This window comes from Nocardia sp. NPDC005978, from assembly GCF_040614455.1.
In the GTDB taxonomy this organism is placed as follows: domain Bacteria; phylum Actinomycetota; class Actinomycetes; order Mycobacteriales; family Mycobacteriaceae; genus Nocardia.
Genome location: NZ_JBEXUS010000060.1, coordinates 23107 through 40803, shown reverse-complemented (window position 1 = coordinate 40803; position 17697 = coordinate 23107). Strand labels below are relative to the sequence as shown.

At 71.2% G+C, this 17697-nt stretch carries 13 protein-coding genes and 1 pseudogene; 7 read left to right on the top strand and 7 right to left on the bottom strand.

Translation table 11 applies throughout. The annotated features are described in order from the left end of the window. Positions 1-2291 (top strand): DEAD/DEAH box helicase (locus ABZ319_RS24890; RefSeq protein WP_354988883.1); only part of this gene is annotated, 2291 nt, incomplete at its 5' end. A 61-nt stretch (positions 2292-2352) separates the two neighbouring features. On the opposite strand, the gene ABZ319_RS24885 is transcribed toward ABZ319_RS24890, so the two are convergent. Together ABZ319_RS24885 and ABZ319_RS24880 are read right to left on the bottom strand one after the other, a co-directional pair. Continuing rightward, complete coding sequence (locus tag ABZ319_RS24885; protein ID WP_354988882.1) at positions 2353-3525, bottom strand: amino acid deaminase/aldolase; 1173 nt, start codon at positions 3523-3525, stop codon at positions 2353-2355. A 65-nt stretch (positions 3526-3590) separates the two neighbouring features. Beyond that, positions 3591-4028: a TetR family transcriptional regulator gene (locus tag ABZ319_RS24880; protein ID WP_354988881.1), complete on the bottom strand. Its 438-nt coding sequence runs from the start codon at positions 4026-4028 to the stop codon at positions 3591-3593. Positions 4029-4494: 466 nt separating this feature from the next. Between ABZ319_RS24880 and ABZ319_RS24875 the strand changes: the two genes are divergently transcribed. Beyond that, positions 4495-5229: a tyrosine-protein phosphatase gene (locus tag ABZ319_RS24875; RefSeq protein ID WP_354988880.1), complete on the top strand. Its 735-nt coding sequence runs from the start codon at positions 4495-4497 to the stop codon at positions 5227-5229. A gap of 214 nt (positions 5230-5443) precedes the next feature. Here the strand turns inward: ABZ319_RS24875 and ABZ319_RS24870 are convergent, their stop codons facing one another. Both ABZ319_RS24870 and ABZ319_RS24865 read right to left on the bottom strand, forming a co-directional pair. Continuing rightward, positions 5444-6685 (bottom strand): AMP-binding protein, encoded by a 1242-nt coding sequence (locus ABZ319_RS24870; RefSeq protein WP_354988879.1) that lies wholly within the window; start codon positions 6683-6685, stop codon positions 5444-5446. A gap of 191 nt (positions 6686-6876) precedes the next feature. Next, entirely contained in the window at positions 6877-7671 is a 795-nt protein-coding gene (locus tag ABZ319_RS24865) for an enoyl-CoA hydratase/isomerase family protein (protein WP_354988878.1), read from the bottom strand. 41 nt (positions 7672-7712) lie between these two features. Here ABZ319_RS24865 and ABZ319_RS24860 point away from each other — a divergent pair, with 41 nt between their 5' ends. After that, a complete protein-coding gene (locus ABZ319_RS24860) occupies positions 7713-8735 on the top strand; it encodes a glutathione S-transferase C-terminal domain-containing protein (protein WP_354988877.1) in 1023 nt (340 codons plus the stop codon). A 224-nt stretch (positions 8736-8959) separates the two neighbouring features. On the opposite strand, the gene ABZ319_RS24855 is transcribed toward ABZ319_RS24860, so the two are convergent. Beyond that, positions 8960-9367 (bottom strand): VOC family protein, encoded by a 408-nt coding sequence (locus ABZ319_RS24855; protein ID WP_354988876.1) that lies wholly within the window; start codon positions 9365-9367, stop codon positions 8960-8962. 4 nt (positions 9368-9371) lie between these two features. After that, positions 9372-10211, bottom strand: coding sequence for a helix-turn-helix transcriptional regulator (locus tag ABZ319_RS24850; RefSeq protein WP_354988875.1), 840 nt, complete (start codon positions 10209-10211; stop codon positions 9372-9374). A gap of 118 nt (positions 10212-10329) precedes the next feature. Here ABZ319_RS24850 and ABZ319_RS24845 point away from each other — a divergent pair, with 118 nt between their 5' ends. The 3 genes from ABZ319_RS24845 to ABZ319_RS24835 all read left to right on the top strand — a co-directional run bounded on the left by ABZ319_RS24845 (position 10330) and on the right by ABZ319_RS24835 (position 12873). Further along, positions 10330-11046 carry a hypothetical protein gene (locus ABZ319_RS24845; protein ID WP_354988874.1) on the top strand — a complete coding sequence of 239 codons (717 nt, stop codon included), beginning with the start codon at positions 10330-10332 and terminating at the stop codon, positions 11044-11046. After that, positions 11043-11981 (top strand): ABC transporter ATP-binding protein, encoded by a 939-nt coding sequence (locus ABZ319_RS24840; protein WP_354988873.1) that lies wholly within the window; start codon positions 11043-11045, stop codon positions 11979-11981. The genes ABZ319_RS24845 and ABZ319_RS24840 overlap by 4 nt, the downstream gene beginning before the upstream one ends. Positions 11982-12078: 97 nt before the next feature. Continuing rightward, a complete protein-coding gene (locus ABZ319_RS24835; protein ID WP_354988872.1) occupies positions 12079-12873 on the top strand; it encodes an ABC transporter permease in 795 nt (264 codons plus the stop codon). 78 nt (positions 12874-12951) lie between these two features. Here ABZ319_RS24835 and ABZ319_RS24830 read toward each other — a convergent pair whose 3' ends face one another. Next, positions 12952-13485, bottom strand: a complete 534-nt coding sequence (locus ABZ319_RS24830) for a VOC family protein (RefSeq protein WP_354988871.1) — start codon at positions 13483-13485, stop codon at positions 12952-12954. Positions 13486-13767: 282 nt separating this feature from the next. On the opposite strand from ABZ319_RS24830, the pseudogene ABZ319_RS24825 reads away from it, so the two are divergent. Then, a pseudogene (locus ABZ319_RS24825) lies at positions 13768-17684 on the top strand (ABC transporter transmembrane domain-containing protein). Positions 17685-17697: the final 13 nt, after the last annotated feature.

Below are 17697 nucleotides of genomic sequence, written 5' to 3'. Positions count from 1 at the left end.
AGACCGACGCGAATCCCGTACACGCGAGCGGCATGAATCTCGCACACCAGACCGACGCGAATCCCGTACACGCGAGCGGCATGAATCTCGCACACCAGACCGACGCGAATCCCGTACACGCGAGCGGCATGAATCTCGCACACCCGACCGACGCGAATCCCGTACACGCGAGCGGCATGAATCTCGCACACCCGAGCGGCGTGGATCTCATACACCTGAGCGGCACGAATCTCACCGTCCCCAACGGCGCGGATCGCCGGGGAGCGGGCCGGGGTCGCCCGGCCGACGGCGAACCCCTCGGGCACCCGACCGCGAGAGTGCCGGGCGGCGCGATCGCCGGGCCCCACGACGACCCCGAAGCCGTACTCCGGCTGCGGGATTGGCTGCTCGAACTGGCCGCCGAACACGGGGTGCTGCCCGCCCGGCGCATGTCCTACGACTACTGGGAGAGCGGACCGGACGAGGTCGAGGCCGCGCTGCGGGAGTTCGCCGACAGCGAGTGCCCGGAGCGACGCGACATCGCACAGGTCGCGGCCGCGTATACCGCTGCCGCACTGGGCTATCACCGGCGCGAGCGGCGGCCGCTGCGCTGGGCGCACGAGGACCGCCTCGATCATCCGGTGGACGAATGGGCCGAGACGCCCGGGGTGCTGATCGCCGATTCGGGCACCGTCGACACCGACTGGCACGGCACCGGACAGCAGCCGCTGCGCCGCTACCTCACCCTCACCGGGCGGCTCGGCACCGGCAACCCGCCGCCGCCCGGCACCCCGGTACTGACCGTCTACGACCGGCCCGCGCCCGGCATGCGCACCGCGCCCGGCCGCCGGGCCACCGCGTACGCCACGGTCCTGGGCTGCGCGCCGGCCGCCAATTTCGAGGACGTGGTGCGGGTGGTGGAACTGCTGCCCGAGGACTGTGCGCCGTACGCCGAACTCCCGGCGGCCATCGCGCCCCGACCGCCCGGCCGGGACGAGCATCTGGAGGAGGTACTCGAGGACGTCGCGCACCAGCTGCTGGTGGCCCTGCCCGAGGTGCCGGAGAACGCGGTCTTCGACCTGCTGTGCCGGCGCGCACCGCGGCTGCGCGACGGCGCGGCGCTGCCGGAGGTGTTCGGCGATCACGCGTCCGCGGTCACCGCCGCCGTTCTCGAACTCGACGATTCCTACGTGGCGGTGCAGGGCCCGCCCGGCACCGGCAAGACCGACACCGTCGCGCGCGTGCTGGAAAGACTCGTCACCCGGTACCGATGGCGCGTGGGGGTCATGGCGCGTGCGCATCCGGTGGTGGAGCACGTGCTGGACGCCGTTGTGCGCGAAGGCATTCTGCCCGAACTGGTCGGTAAGACCGACGCGCTGTCGGTGGCCTCGGAGTGGCTGCACATCGAGGCCGCGCACTACACCCGATTCCTGGACAACGCGGTCAACGGCTGCGTTGTGGGCGGGCTGACCCGCGATTACACCGAGCCCGGGCGCATTCCGCGCGATCGCCTGGACCTGCTGGTCATCGTGGACGCGGGCCGGATACCGCTGGCCGAGGCGGTCGCCGTGGCGGCGGGCGCCCGAAACCTGCTGCTGGTCGGGGATCTCGCGCCGGCCGCCGGGCACGGCAGGCACCCCGAACCGGTCGATGAATCGGTGCTCGGGCGCGTGGTGGGACCGCACCGTACCTTGCCCGCCGCCTTCGGCTACTTCCTGGACCGCACCTGGCGCATGCATCCGCGCATGTCCGGCCCGGTGTCCCGGCTGCGCTACGACAATCGGCTGCGATCGAACGAAACCGTCACCCTGGCAAGAGAACTCGACGGCGTAGCCCCGGGCGTGCGCACGATCACCGTCGAACATCACGGCAACAGCACCGAATCCGCCGAGGAGGCGCGCGAGATCGTGCGCCAGGTGCGCACCCTGATCGGGCTGCCGTGGCAGACCGCGACGGGCACCCGCCGCCTGCACCCGCACGACATCCTGGTGGTCGCGCCGTATCACGCGCAGGTCGCGCGGATCCGAACCCTGCTGTCCCGCGCCAGAATCGAGGATGTCCTGGTCGGCACGGCCGATCATTTCCAGGGCCGCGAGGCGGCGGTGGTCCTGGTCTCGATGACCACCTCCGCCCCCGGCGACGCGCCCTACGGCGTCGGCGCGCTGGTCTCGCGGCACTGGGTCACCGGCGCGATATCCCGGGCCATGTGGGCGGCGATCATCGTGCGCTCACCGCTGCTGACCGAATTCCTGCCCGCCACCGAGGCCGGGCTCTCCGACCTGGCCGCGGTGCTCCAGGTGGATGGGATGTGACGGGGTTCGGCAGCGGACCGCTACCGTGCCCGTCGCGGAACCGGAGATCCCGCGGCGGCCACTAGCCGAAGCACTGCCCCTCGCCACGATAGGTCGGCACGGTGACGCGCTCACCGTCGGTGACGAGCTGCACCGCGGTGAAGCGCTCGCACAGCTCGCCCGCCTTGGCGTGCCGGAACCAGACGCGGTCGCCGATGGCGAGGTCCTCGGCGCCGGTGAGCGGGGTCTGCACCTCACCCGCGCCCTCGGTGCCGATCAGCCCCAGGCCCAAGGGCCACACCGGTTTCGGCACCCGCGAGGCCCCGGTCGGACCGGAGGCGATGTAGCCGCCGGAGTAGGCGGTGGCCATGCCCTCGGCCGGATGGCGCAGCACCGGCAGGGCGAAGTACATCGCCGGGCGGGGAGCGAGGTTGCGGTAGCCGTCGAACAGGGTCGGCAGGTACAGACCCGAACCGGCGGTCACCTCGGTGACGCCGGGTTCCTGAATGCTGACCTCGATGGAACCGGTGCCGCCGCTGTTCACGATCTCGAGCTCGCCGACCTCGGCGCGGACCGCGTCCAGCACCCGGCGGCGACGGCGCAGGATCTCCATGGCGGAGAGCTTCTTCACCACGCGCACAGCGGGATTGGTGTCGGGCAACCCGGCGATCTGGGCCTCGTAGGTCATGACGCCGACCACCCGGAAACCGCGCCGCTTCGCGGCGGCCGCCACCCGCGCCACGTCCTCGGGTTCGCGCAGCGGCGAGCGGCGCACGCCCAGGTGCAGCGGCCCGATGCGCAGGGACGCGTCCACGTCCAGACAGATTCGAGGACCGGGCTTGTCACCGATGACGGCGCGCACGAAGTCGAGCTGATCGAGATCGTCGATCATGAGCGTGATGGCGTCCAGCAGCACCGGGTCGGCGGCGAGTTCGCGCAGTGCGCCCCGATCGACGCTGGGGTAACCGAGCAGGATGTCCCGCGCGCCCTGGCGGGCGAGCCAAATGGCTTCGGCGAGCGAATATCCCATGATTCCGGCGAAGCCGCCGGAGCGGGTGAGGTCGCTGCCGAGCACCTCTTCGAGCACGGCGCGGCAGCGCACGGACTTGCTGGCCACGCGAATCGGCACCCCGCGCGCCCGGCGCACCAGATCGGCGGCGTTGGCCCGCAGCGCGGTCATGTCGACGGCGGCGAGCGGCGGGTCGAGGTCCTCGGTGGCCGCGTGCAGCCCCGTGATCGGAGACGGTTGGGTCACCGCTTCATTCGATCACGAAACTGGTCATGCGTCCAGTATCTCGGTGGATTCTTACCGGGCTCCGATCAGAGGTCGACGGCCTTGGTCGACATGTAGGACACCAGATCGTCGAGCACGACCAGGGCCGTCTCGTCGTCGCAATCGGAGAGCCAGCGCAGCACCATGCCCTGGATGACGGCCACCAGGTAGGCCGCGACCGCCTCGACCGGCTCGAGCCACTGCGTGCCCGAGCGCTGGGCGCACAGCTCGAGGAAATCGGTCACCGCCGCGTCCATGTTCTGGAACATGGCCGAGGCGACCGGGTCCGGCACACAGACCGACCGGCCACCCTCCCAGCGCTGGCGCAGGATGGCCAGCGTGGCCTCGTACGACTGGATCTGCCGGTCGGGGCTGGACTTCAGGATCGGCCACAGCGTGCTGATCCCGGCGTGCAGCAGCACCCGCAGCGCACGATTACCACTGAAGTCGAGCGACGCGGCAGCTTTCTCGATGGCCTCGGTCATAGCAGGACGAAGTCCGACCTGGGTGATTTCTCCACTAGCGCTCAACGACGACTCCCTATGGCGAAAAGAACTCGCGCACCTCGCCTGCGCGGCTGCCTCAACGGGTGATAGATCAGCATTGATCCCGAGCTGCACCTCGGTGGACCCGTTCAACAGGTATCGATGCTACGTCGTTTTCTGGGTTCGCGACCAGCTTTGATAGCCGATTTCGTACCGGAAGATTGTTTTGTTACCTAATCGGGACGCGCCCGCGATCGAATGGGAATGGCCGAAATTCCCGGATCGCCCGGTAAACCAGGCATTAGTACCGCTAGGTATTTTACGGACACCACTTCCCCGGAAGATAGCCACTGTGGGTCAGGGCACAGTGACGCACCGGCGCAACGCGCCGGTCACTACCTGGAATTCACTTCCACCCATCGGATTCGATACCCCCCGCGCCCGCGCTCACCGATAGCCTGAGCGGGTGACTTCTGCGCGCCACGATCCTTTCCTGATCACCGGCACCTTCAACTTCCGTGACGTGGGCGGAGCCCGGACCGCCGCCGGAGCCCGCGTCCGCGACGGGGTCCTGCTCCGCTCGGCACAGCTCAGCGGGCTCGACGACCAGGGCCGCTCCCGGCTGCTCGACCTCGGCGTCACCGACGTGCACGACCTGCGCGGCTTCGCCGAGATCGACCACATCGGCCACGACGCCCTGCCCGATCAGGTCCGCCTGCACGTCACCCCGTTCGACTCCCAGATCAGCCTGACCCCGCCGCACGAGGCACGGGCGCACGCCACCGCGTCCAACCACATGCTCGAGGTCTACCGCACGTTCCCCGCCATGCCCGAGGCGCACGTGGCCATCCGGACCCTGGCCGAATCGGCCCTCGCCGGCACCGCGCTCGTGCACTGCGCCGCGGGCAAGGACCGCACCGGCTGGGCCATCGCGACCCTGCTGCGCACGGTGGACGTCACCGAGGAGGACGTCTACGCCGACTACCTGCTCAGCAACGACGCCGTGCCCACCCTGCGCGCGATCATGACCGAGGGCTCGAACGAGGAGCTCTCCGACGACCTGCTCGGCGTCAAACCCGAGTACCTCGCCTCGGCCACGGACTCGATGATCGCGATGTACGGGGACCTGGACGGCTACCTCGCCGAGGTGGGCATCACCCCCGAACAGCGCACCGCGCTGCGCGGCCGCTTCATCGAGTAGGCGATAGCCCGGCGCTTGATCCACAGTTCGCATCGTCTCCGCACGGGGCCCCGTGTGTCGTGCGCGGATGTCGGTTTAGCGGCCGCGCGAGGGTCCGCGATGTTGGCAACCGGCACACCCCGGCAGGCGGCCCCTGCGGCGTCAGCATGTTCGACGCGGGCTTGTGCCGGATGTCGGCGGTCATGCGCGCGGCGCGCCGCGGGAACGCCTCGTCTCAGGCGACGGGAGCCCGGCGGACCAGGCCGGTCGGGTCGATGGTCACGTGGTTGCCCGTGTGGAACCACGAACCGGTGAACCGGGATTCGGTGGTCTGCGGGTCGTTCCAATAGCGCGGGGCGATATTCGGCCCGCGACAGAGCAATTCGCCGCGACCGGTGTCCGCGGCGGGGCCGAAGAGCGCGAGTTCGGTTCCGCCGAAGGCGAATCCGAGGGAGTCGCAGGCATCGGGGGCGGCGTCGTCGCGAGCCAGCCCGATGCCGCTGGTCTCGGTGGCGCCCCACACCGACCACTGCCGGGCCGCGGGGAAGACCGCGCGGAGCGAGTCCGAGACCGTGTCGGCGGCGCCCGGTTCCACGGCGGCGAGTTCGGCGCGATGACCCGCGCTGCACACCTTGCGGACCCCCTCCATCCGCAGTCCAGCCAGCTCCGGTAGCAGGCCCGCGAAGATGCGCGGGGTGGCCGCCACCATGTCTATTCGCTCGGCGGCAAGGGTTTCGGCGATCGCGGCCGGATCCGGGGCCAGCACCACGGTGCCGCCCACCGCGAAGGTCGGCAGCAGCTGATCGACGCAGCCGCTCGCGTGCGCCAGGGGCAGCAGCACCAGGTTGCGCAGCCCCGCCGTGGGTAGCTCCAGCGCCCCGACCACCGAGCGGATCGCGGACAGCAGATTCTCGTTGGTGAGTTCGACCCCGCGCGGGCCGACCGGAGAGCCGGGACTGGTGTAGCAGAGCAGGGCCAGCTCACCCAGGGACGCGCCGTCGTCGATGAACGCGGCGGCGTCGGGCAGCGCCGCGCGGTATCCGTGCGCACGGCCGCCGCCGTCGAGGATGTAGTCGGCGCTGGCGTCGTGAATGACCTTGTCCGCCAGGGCGTCCGGGAGCCGGTCGTGCACCAGCACCGGCACCGCGCCGGACAGCAGCGCGCCCAGGAACGCCTGCACCCAGCGCACGCCCACCGGCATGCGGACCGCGACCCGATCCCCGTAGCCGATCCCGTGCTCCTGCAACCCGCCGGCTATCCGCGAGGCGGAATACCATAGCTCGCGATAGGTGAGCCGCGGGCCCCCGATCTCGACGACCGCCTCCCGCGCGGCGAACGTGTGCACCTGAATATCCAGTAACTCGGTGAGTGCCGGATTGAGGTTTCCGTAGCGCAGGACGCCATCGGCCCCACGCGCAAGGGGGTTGTCGCACCGGGCATTTCGCGAGTGCGGGTATTCCACCAGTAGCTGCGACATAGGTCCCTCCGAGCGCCTTGTGGCCAGCAGGCACCAGTGACTATATGATGCAGATCACAGCTACGGGCGGATTGCGCCGTCTTTGCGGCTAGTTGCCCGTGTCCGGGGCTCCCCCGCTCCGGTTTCCACCCGCCCCGCACACCCCCGCACCACCCGGCCCGGAACCCGGGCGCGGACGGCTGCGCGGGGAACTACTCGCCCGTGTACGTGGCCTTGCCCGGCCCCACATCGAGGAAGCTGCGGACCGCGTTCTTCAGGTCCGAGGTGGCGAACAGGCGGCCCGAGATCTCCGGGGTCACCGAATCCGCGTGCGCCACACCGCCCGAACGCCAGGCCCCGATGATCTCCTTGGTGGCGGCGTGCGCGCGGGTCGGCCCGTCGGCCAGGCGGGCCAGCAGGGCGCGCGCGGCGTCGTCGACGTCCTCGTGCACCGCGTTGACCACGCCCCAGTCGGCCATGGTGGCCGCGTCGTACAGGTCCCCCGTCATCACGAACTCGCGGGCGCGGCCGGAACCGGCGCGCTCGGCCAGGCGCTGCGGGCCGCCCATCGACGGGGTCAGCCCGACCACGGTCTCCACCAGGCCGAACTTGGCCTTGGGCGCGGCCAGGATGATGTCGCAGGCCAGCGCGATCTCGAAGGCCGCGGTCAGCGTCAGCCCGTGCGCGGCGAACACCACGGGGCACGGCAGCGCCTCGATGGGATGGATGACCCGCGCGAACAGGGTCTGCCACAGCTGCGCGCCCTCCTCGGTGGTGAGGCCGTCGAACACGTGCACGTCCACCCCGCCCGAGACCAGCTTGCCCTCCGCGCGCAGCAGCAGCGCCCGCGGCGGATCGGCGGCCAGCTCCTCGAAATCGGCGGCGAGCGCGTCCAGCAGCGCCTTGTCGAACAGATTCAGCGGCGGATGCGCGACGGTGATGATCGCGGCCCGCGCACCTCCCGCGGTGACGATGCGTTCCAGGCGGGTGGGCTTCGAGTCAGTCATGGTCCCGAATGTACGACACGGTCTCTGCCAGACTGGATCGCGTGACCACCTCGGAATCGCAGAACGGGACCTACGTCGAAGCCGGCGGGTTCAAGCGGGACACGAACTACATCACCACCCGGATCACCGCCGACGGGCGCGAGGGCTACCCGGTCGAGGCCGGGCGCTACCGCCTGGTCGCGGCGCGGGCCTGCCCGTGGGCCAACCGCACGCTGATCGTGCGGCGGCTGCTGGGCCTGGAATCGGCCCTGTCCGTGGGCATGCCCGGCCCGACCCACGACAAGCGGAGCTGGACCTTCGATCTCGACCCCGGCGGCGTGGATCCGGTACTCGGCATCCACTTCCTGCGCGACGCCTACCTGGCGCGCTTCCCCGACTACCCGCGCGGCATCACCGTGCCCGCGATCGTGGAGATCGCCACCGGGCAGGTCGTCACCAACGACTACGCGCAGATCACCCTCGACTTCTCCACCGAATGGACCGAGTTCCACCGGCCCGGCGCGCCGCGGCTGTATCCGCAGGAGCTGCGCGAGGAGATCGACACGGTCAACAAGCGGGTGTACACCGAGGTCAACAACGGCGTGTACCGCTGCGGGTTCGCCGGTGATCAGGACGCCTACGACGCGGCCTACGACCGGCTGTTCACCGCCCTGGACTGGCTGACCGAACGCCTGGCCGGGCAGCGGTACCTGGTGGGCGACACCATCACCGAGGCCGACGTGCGCCTGTTCACCACCCTCGCGCGTTTCGATCCCGTGTACCACGGCCACTTCAAGTGCAATCGGCAGAAACTGTCCGAGATGGACGTGCTGTGGGCCTACGCCCGCGACCTGTTCCAGACCCCGGGCTTCGGCGACACCATCGACTTCACCCAGATCAAAGAGCACTACTACATCGTGCACACCGACATCAATCCCACGCGGATCGTCCCCAAGGGCCCCGAGCTGTCCGATTGGCTCACCCCGCACGGCCGGGAAGCGCTGGGCGGCAACCCCTTCGGCGACGGCACCCCACCCCCGCCGCCACAGCCCGGCGACGTGGTCCCGGCCGCGCACTCCGCGTAGCGCCTCGACGGTCGGAGTTCACCGGCCGGACCAGCGGCAGGTCGGCCGGGCAGTCGGTCGGCCCGGCGGTCGATCGGCCCGGCGGTCGATCGGCCCGGCGGTCGATCGGCCCGGCGGTCGGTCGAGCGGGCCGTCAACCAGGCTCGGCAGTCAGTCAGCTCGCGGTCGGCCCGGCCGCGGGCATCCGAGCACCGGTGCCGGGATACCCGGCCCGGCAGGCGACCCTACTCCCCCGCGAAGGTGCCGAAGCTCCAGTAGACGCCCTCGGGGTCGCGGCAGGTGAAACCGCGTGACTCGTAATCGGTTTCGTCGCGGAGCTCGCGAATGACGGTCGCGCCCGCGGCGACCGCGCGGGCGTAGATCGCGTCGGGTTCGGCGGTGACGATGTAGATCGCGCCGACCCCGGCGGGCTGCCCGCTCAGGGCCGAGTCCTCGCGGACCGAGCCGAGCATGATGCCGCCGCCGGTGGGCCAGCGCAGTTCGGCGTGGTCGACGACCTCGCGGGAGCCGTGCCGGGCGGTGCATTCGAAGCCGAAGACGTTCTCCAGGAAGGAGATCGCCGCGTCGGCGTCCCGATAGATCAGGGCGGGCCAGATGGTGGTCAGGGTCTTGGTGCTCGCTGATTCGCTCATGCCACTAGGGTGTCGCGGCGGCCCCGTGTCGGTCTTGGACGAATGGGAACTCCTCGCGTTCGCGCCAGACCGAGGGCGGCAATCCGGCCAGCTCACGCCATTCGCGGGCCATATGGGCCTGGTCGTAGTAGCCGGTCAGCGCCGCGATCTCGGCGAGCGCGGGCGGATCGGGCAGCCGCAGCATCAGGTGCGAGCGCTCGAAGCGAGCCAGGCGCACCGCGTCCTTGGGCGTGATGCCGAACTCGGCGGCGAACCGGCCGCTCAGATGCCGCCGGCTCCAGCCGATCTCGTCCGCGACCGCCGCCACCCGCACACCCGGATCCGCCCCGGCGAGCAGGTCCCAGGCGCGGGCCAGCTCCGGATCCCAGTGCACCGGGCGCATGCGGCGCAGCAGGATCTCGTCGAAGATCTCGAAGCGCGCTGTCCAGTCGGCGGTGGCGGCGAGCCGCTCGCGCAGTTCGCGGGCGTCTCCCCCGAGCAGATCGTCCAGCTCCACCATCCAGGAACCGAGGGCGGCGGTGGGCACCCCGAGCAGCGCCCGGCAGCCGCGCGGGGTCAGCGTCAGCTGGACGCCGTGCTGATACCCCGAGTGCGCGATGACCACCGGCCGCACGGTCAGCCCGCTGGCCAGGGTCTCCCAGCTGCCGCCCGGTTGCCCGGGATGCGCGGTGACCGGAATCCGCAGCGGCTCGTCGAAGGTGACGATCACGGTCAGGCCCGGACCGGGCATTCCCACGTGAACGCCTGGTTCGAATCCGCGCAAAAGGTAACCCTCGTAACCGAGGACAAACTCGCGCAGGCGCGGATCGGGTACTCCGCTCGCGCCCTCCGACACACCGGACACCACTTCACCGTAGGCGGGTCCGGTGCGAACGCGCGGGGCGGAACCGGCTTCTCTCGCGGTTCGTTGTCCGATTGCCATAGAGTTTCGGTCGGAGGACCGCACGAAGAAGGGGATCGCGATGTACAAGACCGGGCTCGAGCGGGCGGTCGTCTCGCTGCTCGACAATGGGGCGCAGGTACAGGCACCCGCCGTCGCCAAGTACGTGGACAAGCTGCGGCGCAGCCACCCCGACGAATCTCCGGCGCAGATCATCGCGCGCATCGAGAAGCTGTACCTCACCACCGTGACCGGCAGCGGCACCGCCGTGGGCGCGACCGCCGCGGTCCCCGGCGTCGGTACCGTCGCCTCGCTGGCGGCCATGAGCGCGGAGACCGCGTTCTTCATGGAGGCCTCCGCCGTCTACACCCTGGCCGTGGCGGCCGTGCACGGCGTCGCGCCCGAGGACAAGGAACGCCGCCGCGCGCTCGTGCTCGCGGTCGTGCTGGGCGACAGCGGCATGGCGATCGTGCAGAAGAGCGTCGGGCATTCGGCCAAGAACTGGGGAAACCTGCTGGCCAACAAGATTCCCGGACTCAGCGCGATGAACGATTCGCTGCTCAAGCGCTTCATGGTGCAATTCCTGGCCAAGCGCAGCGCGCTCATGCTCGGCAAGGTGATCCCGGCCGGAATCGGTGCGGTCATCGGCGGTTTCGGCAACCGCGCCCTGGGCCACAACCTGATCGACAACTCGCGCAAGGCTTTCGGGCCGCCGCCGCGGGTGTGGCCGCAACTGCTGGTCATCGACGCCGACCCGCTGCCCGCCGTGGAAGCCGCGCCCAAGAAACTGCAGAAGTGAGCCAGGCCCGCCCGCTCGCCTTCGCCGCCGCCGGACTGAGCCGGGATTTCGGGACCGTCCGGGTCGTGGACGAGGTCAGTTTCGTGGTGCCCGCCGGGACCGTGGCCGCGCTCATCGGGCCGGCCGCCGCGGGCAAGAGCACCGTGCTGCGCATGCTGCTCGGGCAATTGCGGCCGACCTCGGGCACCGCGAGCGTGGGCGGGCCCGGCTCGGGCGTACGGCGCGGACGGCAGCCCGTCGGGGCGATGCTCACCCCGCGCGGACTGCATCCGGCGCGCACGGTGCGCGCGCAACTGCGGGTCTTCGCCGCGGCCGCCGGCGTCCCCGACGAGCGGGCCGACGAGCTGCTGACGCTGACCCGCCTGGAACCCGTGGCCGGAGAACGCATCTCGATGCTGCCCCCGGGCGCGCAGACGCGCCTCGCGCTGGCCGTCGCGCTGCTCGGCGATCCGCCGCTGCTGGTGCTGGACGAGCCGTTGTCCGGGCTCGATCTCGCCGAATCCGCCTGGCTCTTCGAGTTCTTACAGGGGCACGCCCGCCGCGGCGGCACCGTGCTGCTGACCTCGCGGACCCTGAGCACGGTGCTGCCGGTCGCGGACGAGCTCATCGTGCTCGATCGCGGCAAGGTCACCTATCAGGGCAGCCCGGCGCGGCTGCGCCGCAGCCATCCGGATCGACTGCTGGTCAAGGCTTCCAGCCCCATCGCGCTGGCCACCACCCTGGCCGCGCAGGGCTTCACCGACGCGGTCATGCGCCCCGACGGCCGCCTCGCCGTCGCCGAAGCCTCACTCGCGCAGCTGGAATCGGCCGCCGCCCTGGCCCGGGTCCAGCTCACCGAGATCACCCCGGAACACATCCACCCGGACCAGGTCCTGGCCACCCTGACCCGCCCGGCCCCCACTCCCTACCCCGCCGCGTACGGCATGCCGCGTTGAGCACGAGTCCCCGGCCGGCCGCGCCCCACGGGACTGGAGCCGGGGCCTCGAAGCATCCCGATTCCGTGCGCGCTCGTTCGCGACGAAAGGACTGTCGATGAACCGCATCGTCGTACCGGAACCCGTACTGCGGGCGGCCCGTTCGGAGGCGCGCAAGGCCGGCTCGCTGCGGGTGAACCAGGCGCTGGGCGGGCTGGTGCCGGTGCTGGCCGTGCTGGCCTTCGCGACGCTGGGGCTGATGCTGGACCGGCTGCCGTCCGAGGACGAAGACAAGGTCATTTCCGCCGCGGGCTGGCCGGGGCTGTTCGCCGCCGTCGCCATGGTGGCCGCCGTGCTGGCCGCCGGGGTGTTCGGGGCGCTGTCCGCGGGTGCGGAGTACCAGTACGGATCGCTCGCGCTGACCGCGCTGTACACCCGCGACCGCAACGTGCTGCTCGGGGCGAAAACCGCCGTGGTGGCGGCGATTTCGCTGGCGATCGTGGTGCTGGCGGAGGCACTCGCGGTGGGCGCGCTGCTGCTGTTCGGCCGGGACCGGGTGCAGCTCGGGTCCTGGTTGTTCGCCGTGCTGGCCGGGGTGGCCCTGGCCGCGGTGTGCTGGTCGGTACTCGGCACGGCCCTGGGCTTCCTGCTGCGCTCGCCGGTGCGGGCGCTGGCGGTCGGCCTGGCCGTGGTGCTGCTGGAACCGCTGCTCTGGCTCATCGTCCGCGCGGCCGGGATCCCGGGTGTCGCCGCCGTGCTTCCGGTCTCGGCCACCCTCGGCACCATGACCAGCAGCGAGTTCACCGACGGCGGGCTCATCGCCCCGACCCCGGCGGCCATCGTGGTGCTGCTGCTCTGGACCGCCGCGGCGGCCGGTGCGGCGTGGTGGTTCACCACCACCCGCGACCTCTGACCCACCCGCGACCCCGGCGGAACGCCGCCGCCCCCAGAACTATTCGCGAGCGGCGCCTCAGGGTTCGCGAGCGGCTCCTCAGCCGCGACCCGCGAACAGCCGCCGCCAGACCTCGTGATCGGTGCGCGGGCCGCCCGGGGTGTCACCGCCGTATTCGGCGATGAGTGCGGGCAGATCGAGCGGAACCGTGGGCGCCGACATGCCGGACAGCGCCTTTTCCACGGCGGCGTCCGGGACCAGCCAGCAGACCTCGAACTCGATGCCGTCCGGATCGGCCGCGTACAGGGCCTTGGTGGAGCCGTGATCGGAGGCGCCGGTCAGGGCGTTCGCCGCCGTGAGCGCCGCGCGCACGCGCTGGAGTTCGTCGAGCGTGTCCACCTCCCAGGCCAGGTGATAGAGGCCGACCCGGCCGGTGCGGTGCGGCGTCGACGGATCCGGCGACTGGAACAGACCCAGGTCGTGGTCGTTGGCCGAGCCCTCCGCCTGGAGGAACGCTCCGCCCGGAAACCCCATCGGCAGCCGGCGGAAGCCGAGCACCTCGCCGTAGAACGCGGCCGAGCGCTCCACATCGGAGACGAACAGCACAGCGTGGTTGAGACGCTGGATTGGCATGGGCGCGGCCCCTTTCGAATGGACAGTTCCGTCCAGCCGACCACGCAGACGCCACCGGGCACAAGGCGACGTCCCGACTTCGCACCCGGACACCTCCGGACACTCGCGGACCCGCCGGACACGGCCCGCCACGCGGGACAACCCGGGCGCCCGGGAACAAACGGGGGGTGCTCCCGTCGTTAGACGATCCAGATGAGTGTGAGTCGAGTGGATGAGATCGGGGGTGACCCCGTGGTGCGGGCGACGGCCGGGAACGGGCGGACCGGCGGCTGGTTGCGGCGGCTGTGGCGGCGGGCGCGGGAGCACCCCTGGATGCTGGCCGGAATCGGGCTGGCCGTGCTGGTGGGCGCGGTCATCGAGGTGACCGGGCCGCTGCTGGCCAAACGCGCCCTGGACGGCGCGACCGCCGGGAACACCGAGATCATCACGGCCATGGCCGGACTGCTCGCCCTGCTCGCCGCCGCCCGGTTCGGCACCAGCTTCAGCCGGGCATGCTCGCCGGCCGCCTGGCCCTGGACGTGCAGCACGAACTGCGCGTCGATCTGCTCGGCGCGCTCCAGCGCCTGGACGGGCCGGGTCAGGACGCCCTGCGCACCGGCCAGGTCGTGTCGCGATCCATCAGCGACCTCACCCTCGTCCAGGGCCTGCTGGCCATGGGCCCGTGGTCCTCGCTCGCCGCGGTGCAATTCGTGCTCGCGGCCGGGGTCATGCTGTGGCTCTCGCCGCCGCTGGCCCTGACCGCGCTGCTGGTCGTGCCGGTGCTGGGACTCGTGGTCTACCGCGTGCGACCGCGGCTGTACGCGGCCACCTGGTCCGCGCAGCAGCGCGCCGCGGATCTGGCCCAGCACGTGGAGGAGACCGTCACCGGCGTCCGGGTGGTCAAGGGCTTCGGCCAGGAAGCGCGCATGGTGGATGTGCTCGAACGGCACGGCCGCGAGCTGTACGGGGAGCGCATGCGCGCGGCCCGCATCGACGCCCGCTTCGCACCGACCCTGGCGGCCATCCCCCAGCTCGGACTGGTCGCGGTGATCGCGGTCGGCGGCGCGCTGGCCCTGCGCGGCTCGATCGGCCTGGGCACCTTCCTGGCCTTCAGCGCCTATGTCGGCACGATGACCGCGGCGACCCGCACCGTGTCCATGGTGGTGGTGCTCGCCCAGCTGACCCGGGCCGCCGCCGAACGCGTCCACGAGGTCATCGACAGCGCGCCGGAGCAGACCGATCCGGAGCATCCGGTGGAGTTGCCCGCCGGCCCGCTGGGCGTCGAGATCGAGGCTCTCACTTTCGGTTTCACCCCGGACCGGCACGTCCTGGACGGCTTCGACCTGACCATCGCGCCCGGGGAGACCGTCGCGATCATCGGCCCGGCGGGTTCGGGCAAGTCGACGCTGTCGCTGCTGATCCCGCGCTTCTACACCCCGCAGTCCGGCCGGATCACGCTGTACGGCAACGATTCCCGGGCCGACATCGCGGACCTGCGCGCCACCGACCTGCGTTCGGCCGTCGGCGTGGTCTTCGACGAGGCGTTCCTGCTCTCGGACACCATCTCCGCCAACATCGCCCTGGGCCGACCCGAGGCGACCGCCGCCGAGATCCGGTCCGCGGCGACCCGGGCCGCGGCCGACGAGTTCATCACCGCGCTCCCCGACGGCTACGACACCGTGGTCGGCGAACGCGGCCTCACCCTGTCCGGCGGCCAGCGCCAGCGCATCGCCCTGGCCCGCGCGCTGCTCACCGACCCCCGCGTCCTGATCCTGGACGACGCCACCTCCGCCGTCGACGCCCTCACCGAGGCCGCGATCTTCGACGCCCTCCCCACCGATCACCCCCGCACGACCCTGATCCTGGCCCACCGCGAGTCCACCCTGGCCCGCGCCGACCGCGTGATCCGCCTCCCCGGCCCGCTCCCGCCCGCGGACCCGGAACAGCCCGGCCTCGCCGCGACGGGCGCGCCCGCACCGTTCCCGGCGGCGGCTGAGCCGGCGAGCCGGGCCGATACCAACGGCCGGCGTTCGGACCCGGCGAGTGGGCTCGCATCGATCGAGCGCGCGACCGATCCCACCGCCGGTCTCACACCGGCCGAGCACACAACAGGCTCGGCCGGCGGATCCGAGGTAGTCGAGCAGGCAACCGTCCCCGGGACCGGGCACACGCCCCCCGAGTCAGCGAGCGTCGGCGACCACCGGCCCGAGCAGTCGAAACCGGCGGCGCGCGAGGCCGATCGGCCGATCGCACCCGGCGCCGAGATCCCGGCCGAGGTGCTGCGCGGGCTGCGGGGGATGCCCGCGGCGACCGAGCGACCGGAGATGGACGGGAAGCGGCTGCGGGAGCCCGATCCCGGGTTCCGGCTGGCGAGCGCGCTGCGGCCGGTGCGGTGGCTGGTCGCGGGGACCATGGCGCTGCTGGCGGTGGATGCCGTTGCGGGCGTCGGGTTTCCGTCGATCGTGCGGTACGCCATCGACGGGGGCGTGACCCGGCAGGACGCGGGGACGCTGGTCATCGCGGCCGTCGCGGGGACGGTATTGGCGGTGATCGGCTGGCTCGCGGCCTCGACGGCGCTGGTGTGGGGCGCCAAGGCCGGCGAGCGGGTGCTGTTCGGCCTGCGGGTGCGCAGTTACGCGCATCTGCAGCGGCTCGGGCTCGACTACTACGAGCGCGAGCTGTCCGGAAAGATCCTCACGCGCATGACCACCGACGTCGACGCGCTGTCCACCTTCCTGCAGACGGGTATGCCCGACGCCCTGGTCAGTCTGCTCATGGTGGCGGGTGTGGCGGTCGCGCTGACCGTCATCGACGCCCGCCTGGCGCTGGTCGTGCTGGTCGCGCTGCCGCCACTCATCATCGCCACCTGGGCTTTCCGCCGCGCGTCCAACGCGGCCTACAGTGCCTCGCGCGAGCACGCGGCGACCGTGAACGGCGACTTCGCCGAGAACGTCGCCGGGCTGCGCGTGGTGCAGGCGCACCGGCACGAGGCGCTCGCGGCCCGGCGCTTCGCCGAGTACTCGGGGCGCTACCGCGACAGCCGGATGCGGGCCCAGCGCGCCATCTCGCTGTTCTTCGCCTTCGTCGGCGGCTGGGCGGATCTGGCGCTGGCGGCGGTGGTGTTCCTGGGGGCGCGGCAGGTGGCCGAGGGCGTCACCAGCGCGGGCACCCTGGTCGCGTTCGTGCTCTATCTCGGCCTGCTGTTCGGACCGGTCCATCAGCTGTCGCAGCTGTTCGACGGGTATCAGCAGGCCCGGGTCGGCCTGCGGCGCATCGGCGAACTGCTGCGCACGCCCTCCTCGATCGCACCGGATCCGGACGGCGCGGTGGACGCCGCGCCGGGCCTGCGCGGCGAGGTCGAGTTCGATCGGGTGCGCTTCCAATACCCCGGCACCCGGACGCCAGCCCTCGACGGTGTGAGTTTGCGAATCCCGGCGGGGACGAGTCTGGCGCTGGTCGGGGCGACGGGCGCGGGCAAGTCCACGGTCGTGAAACTGCTTGCCCGGCTTTACGACATGCCGCGTGAGGCAAATCACGGTTCACTCACGGCGCTATCGAAGATCGATATAGCGGATTCGCATCACAGCGCCGAAAACAACGAGGAAAACGGCGCTATCAGGGTCGACGGCATCGATATCCGCGACTACGCGCTGGCCGGCTTCCGTTCGCGGCTCGGGGTGGTGCCGCAGGAAGCTCACTTATTCGCCGGCGACATTGCCAGCAACATTGCATTTGGCAAACCTTTTGCGAGTCTTGCGGAGATCGAATCCGCGGCCGCCGCGGTCGGCGCGCTGCCCACGATCAACGCTTTGCCGCTGGGAATGCGGCAACCGGTGGGCGAACGGGGTCGCGGGCTGTCCGCGGGGCAGCGGCAGCTGATTGCCCTGGCCCGAGCCGAACTGGTCGGTCCGGATCTACTGCTGCTGGACGAGGCGACCGCTGTCCTCGACCCCGCCGCCGAAGCATCGGTGCTGGTAGCGAACGAATCGGTGACTCGCGGCCGGACCGCTGTGATCGTCGCGCACCGGCTCGCGACCGCCGCGCAGGCCGATCGAATCGCCGTCGTGGAACACGGGCGAATCACCGAAATCGGCACTCATGACGAACTCCTATCAATGCACGGCCCCTACTCTCGCCTGTGGGCTGCGGCGGGCGCCGAAGTAGGAATATTCTCGGTCCAGGACGAGTCGTCACGAGAAGATGTGTCCGCTCGGTGGTAGTCCATGCCCAGGC

Coding starts and splice junctions, on each gene's coding strand:
- ABZ319_RS24880 (WP_354988881.1), bottom strand. CDS start 4,028: ATGACCGAGGCCATCGAGAAAGCTGCCGCGTCGCTCGACTTCAGTGGT.
- ABZ319_RS24870 (WP_354988879.1), bottom strand. CDS start 6,685: ATGTCGCAGCTACTGGTGGAATACCCGCACTCGCGAAATGCCCGGTGC.
- ABZ319_RS24865 (WP_354988878.1), bottom strand. CDS start 7,671: ATGACTGACTCGAAGCCCACCCGCCTGGAACGCATCGTCACCGCGGGA.
- ABZ319_RS24855 (WP_354988876.1), bottom strand. CDS start 9,367: ATGAGCGAATCAGCGAGCACCAAGACCCTGACCACCATCTGGCCCGCC.
- ABZ319_RS24845 (WP_354988874.1), top strand. CDS start 10,330: ATGTACAAGACCGGGCTCGAGCGGGCGGTCGTCTCGCTGCTCGACAAT.
- ABZ319_RS24835 (WP_354988872.1), top strand. CDS start 12,079: ATGAACCGCATCGTCGTACCGGAACCCGTACTGCGGGCGGCCCGTTCG.
- ABZ319_RS24830 (WP_354988871.1), bottom strand. CDS start 13,485: ATGCCAATCCAGCGTCTCAACCACGCTGTGCTGTTCGTCTCCGATGTG.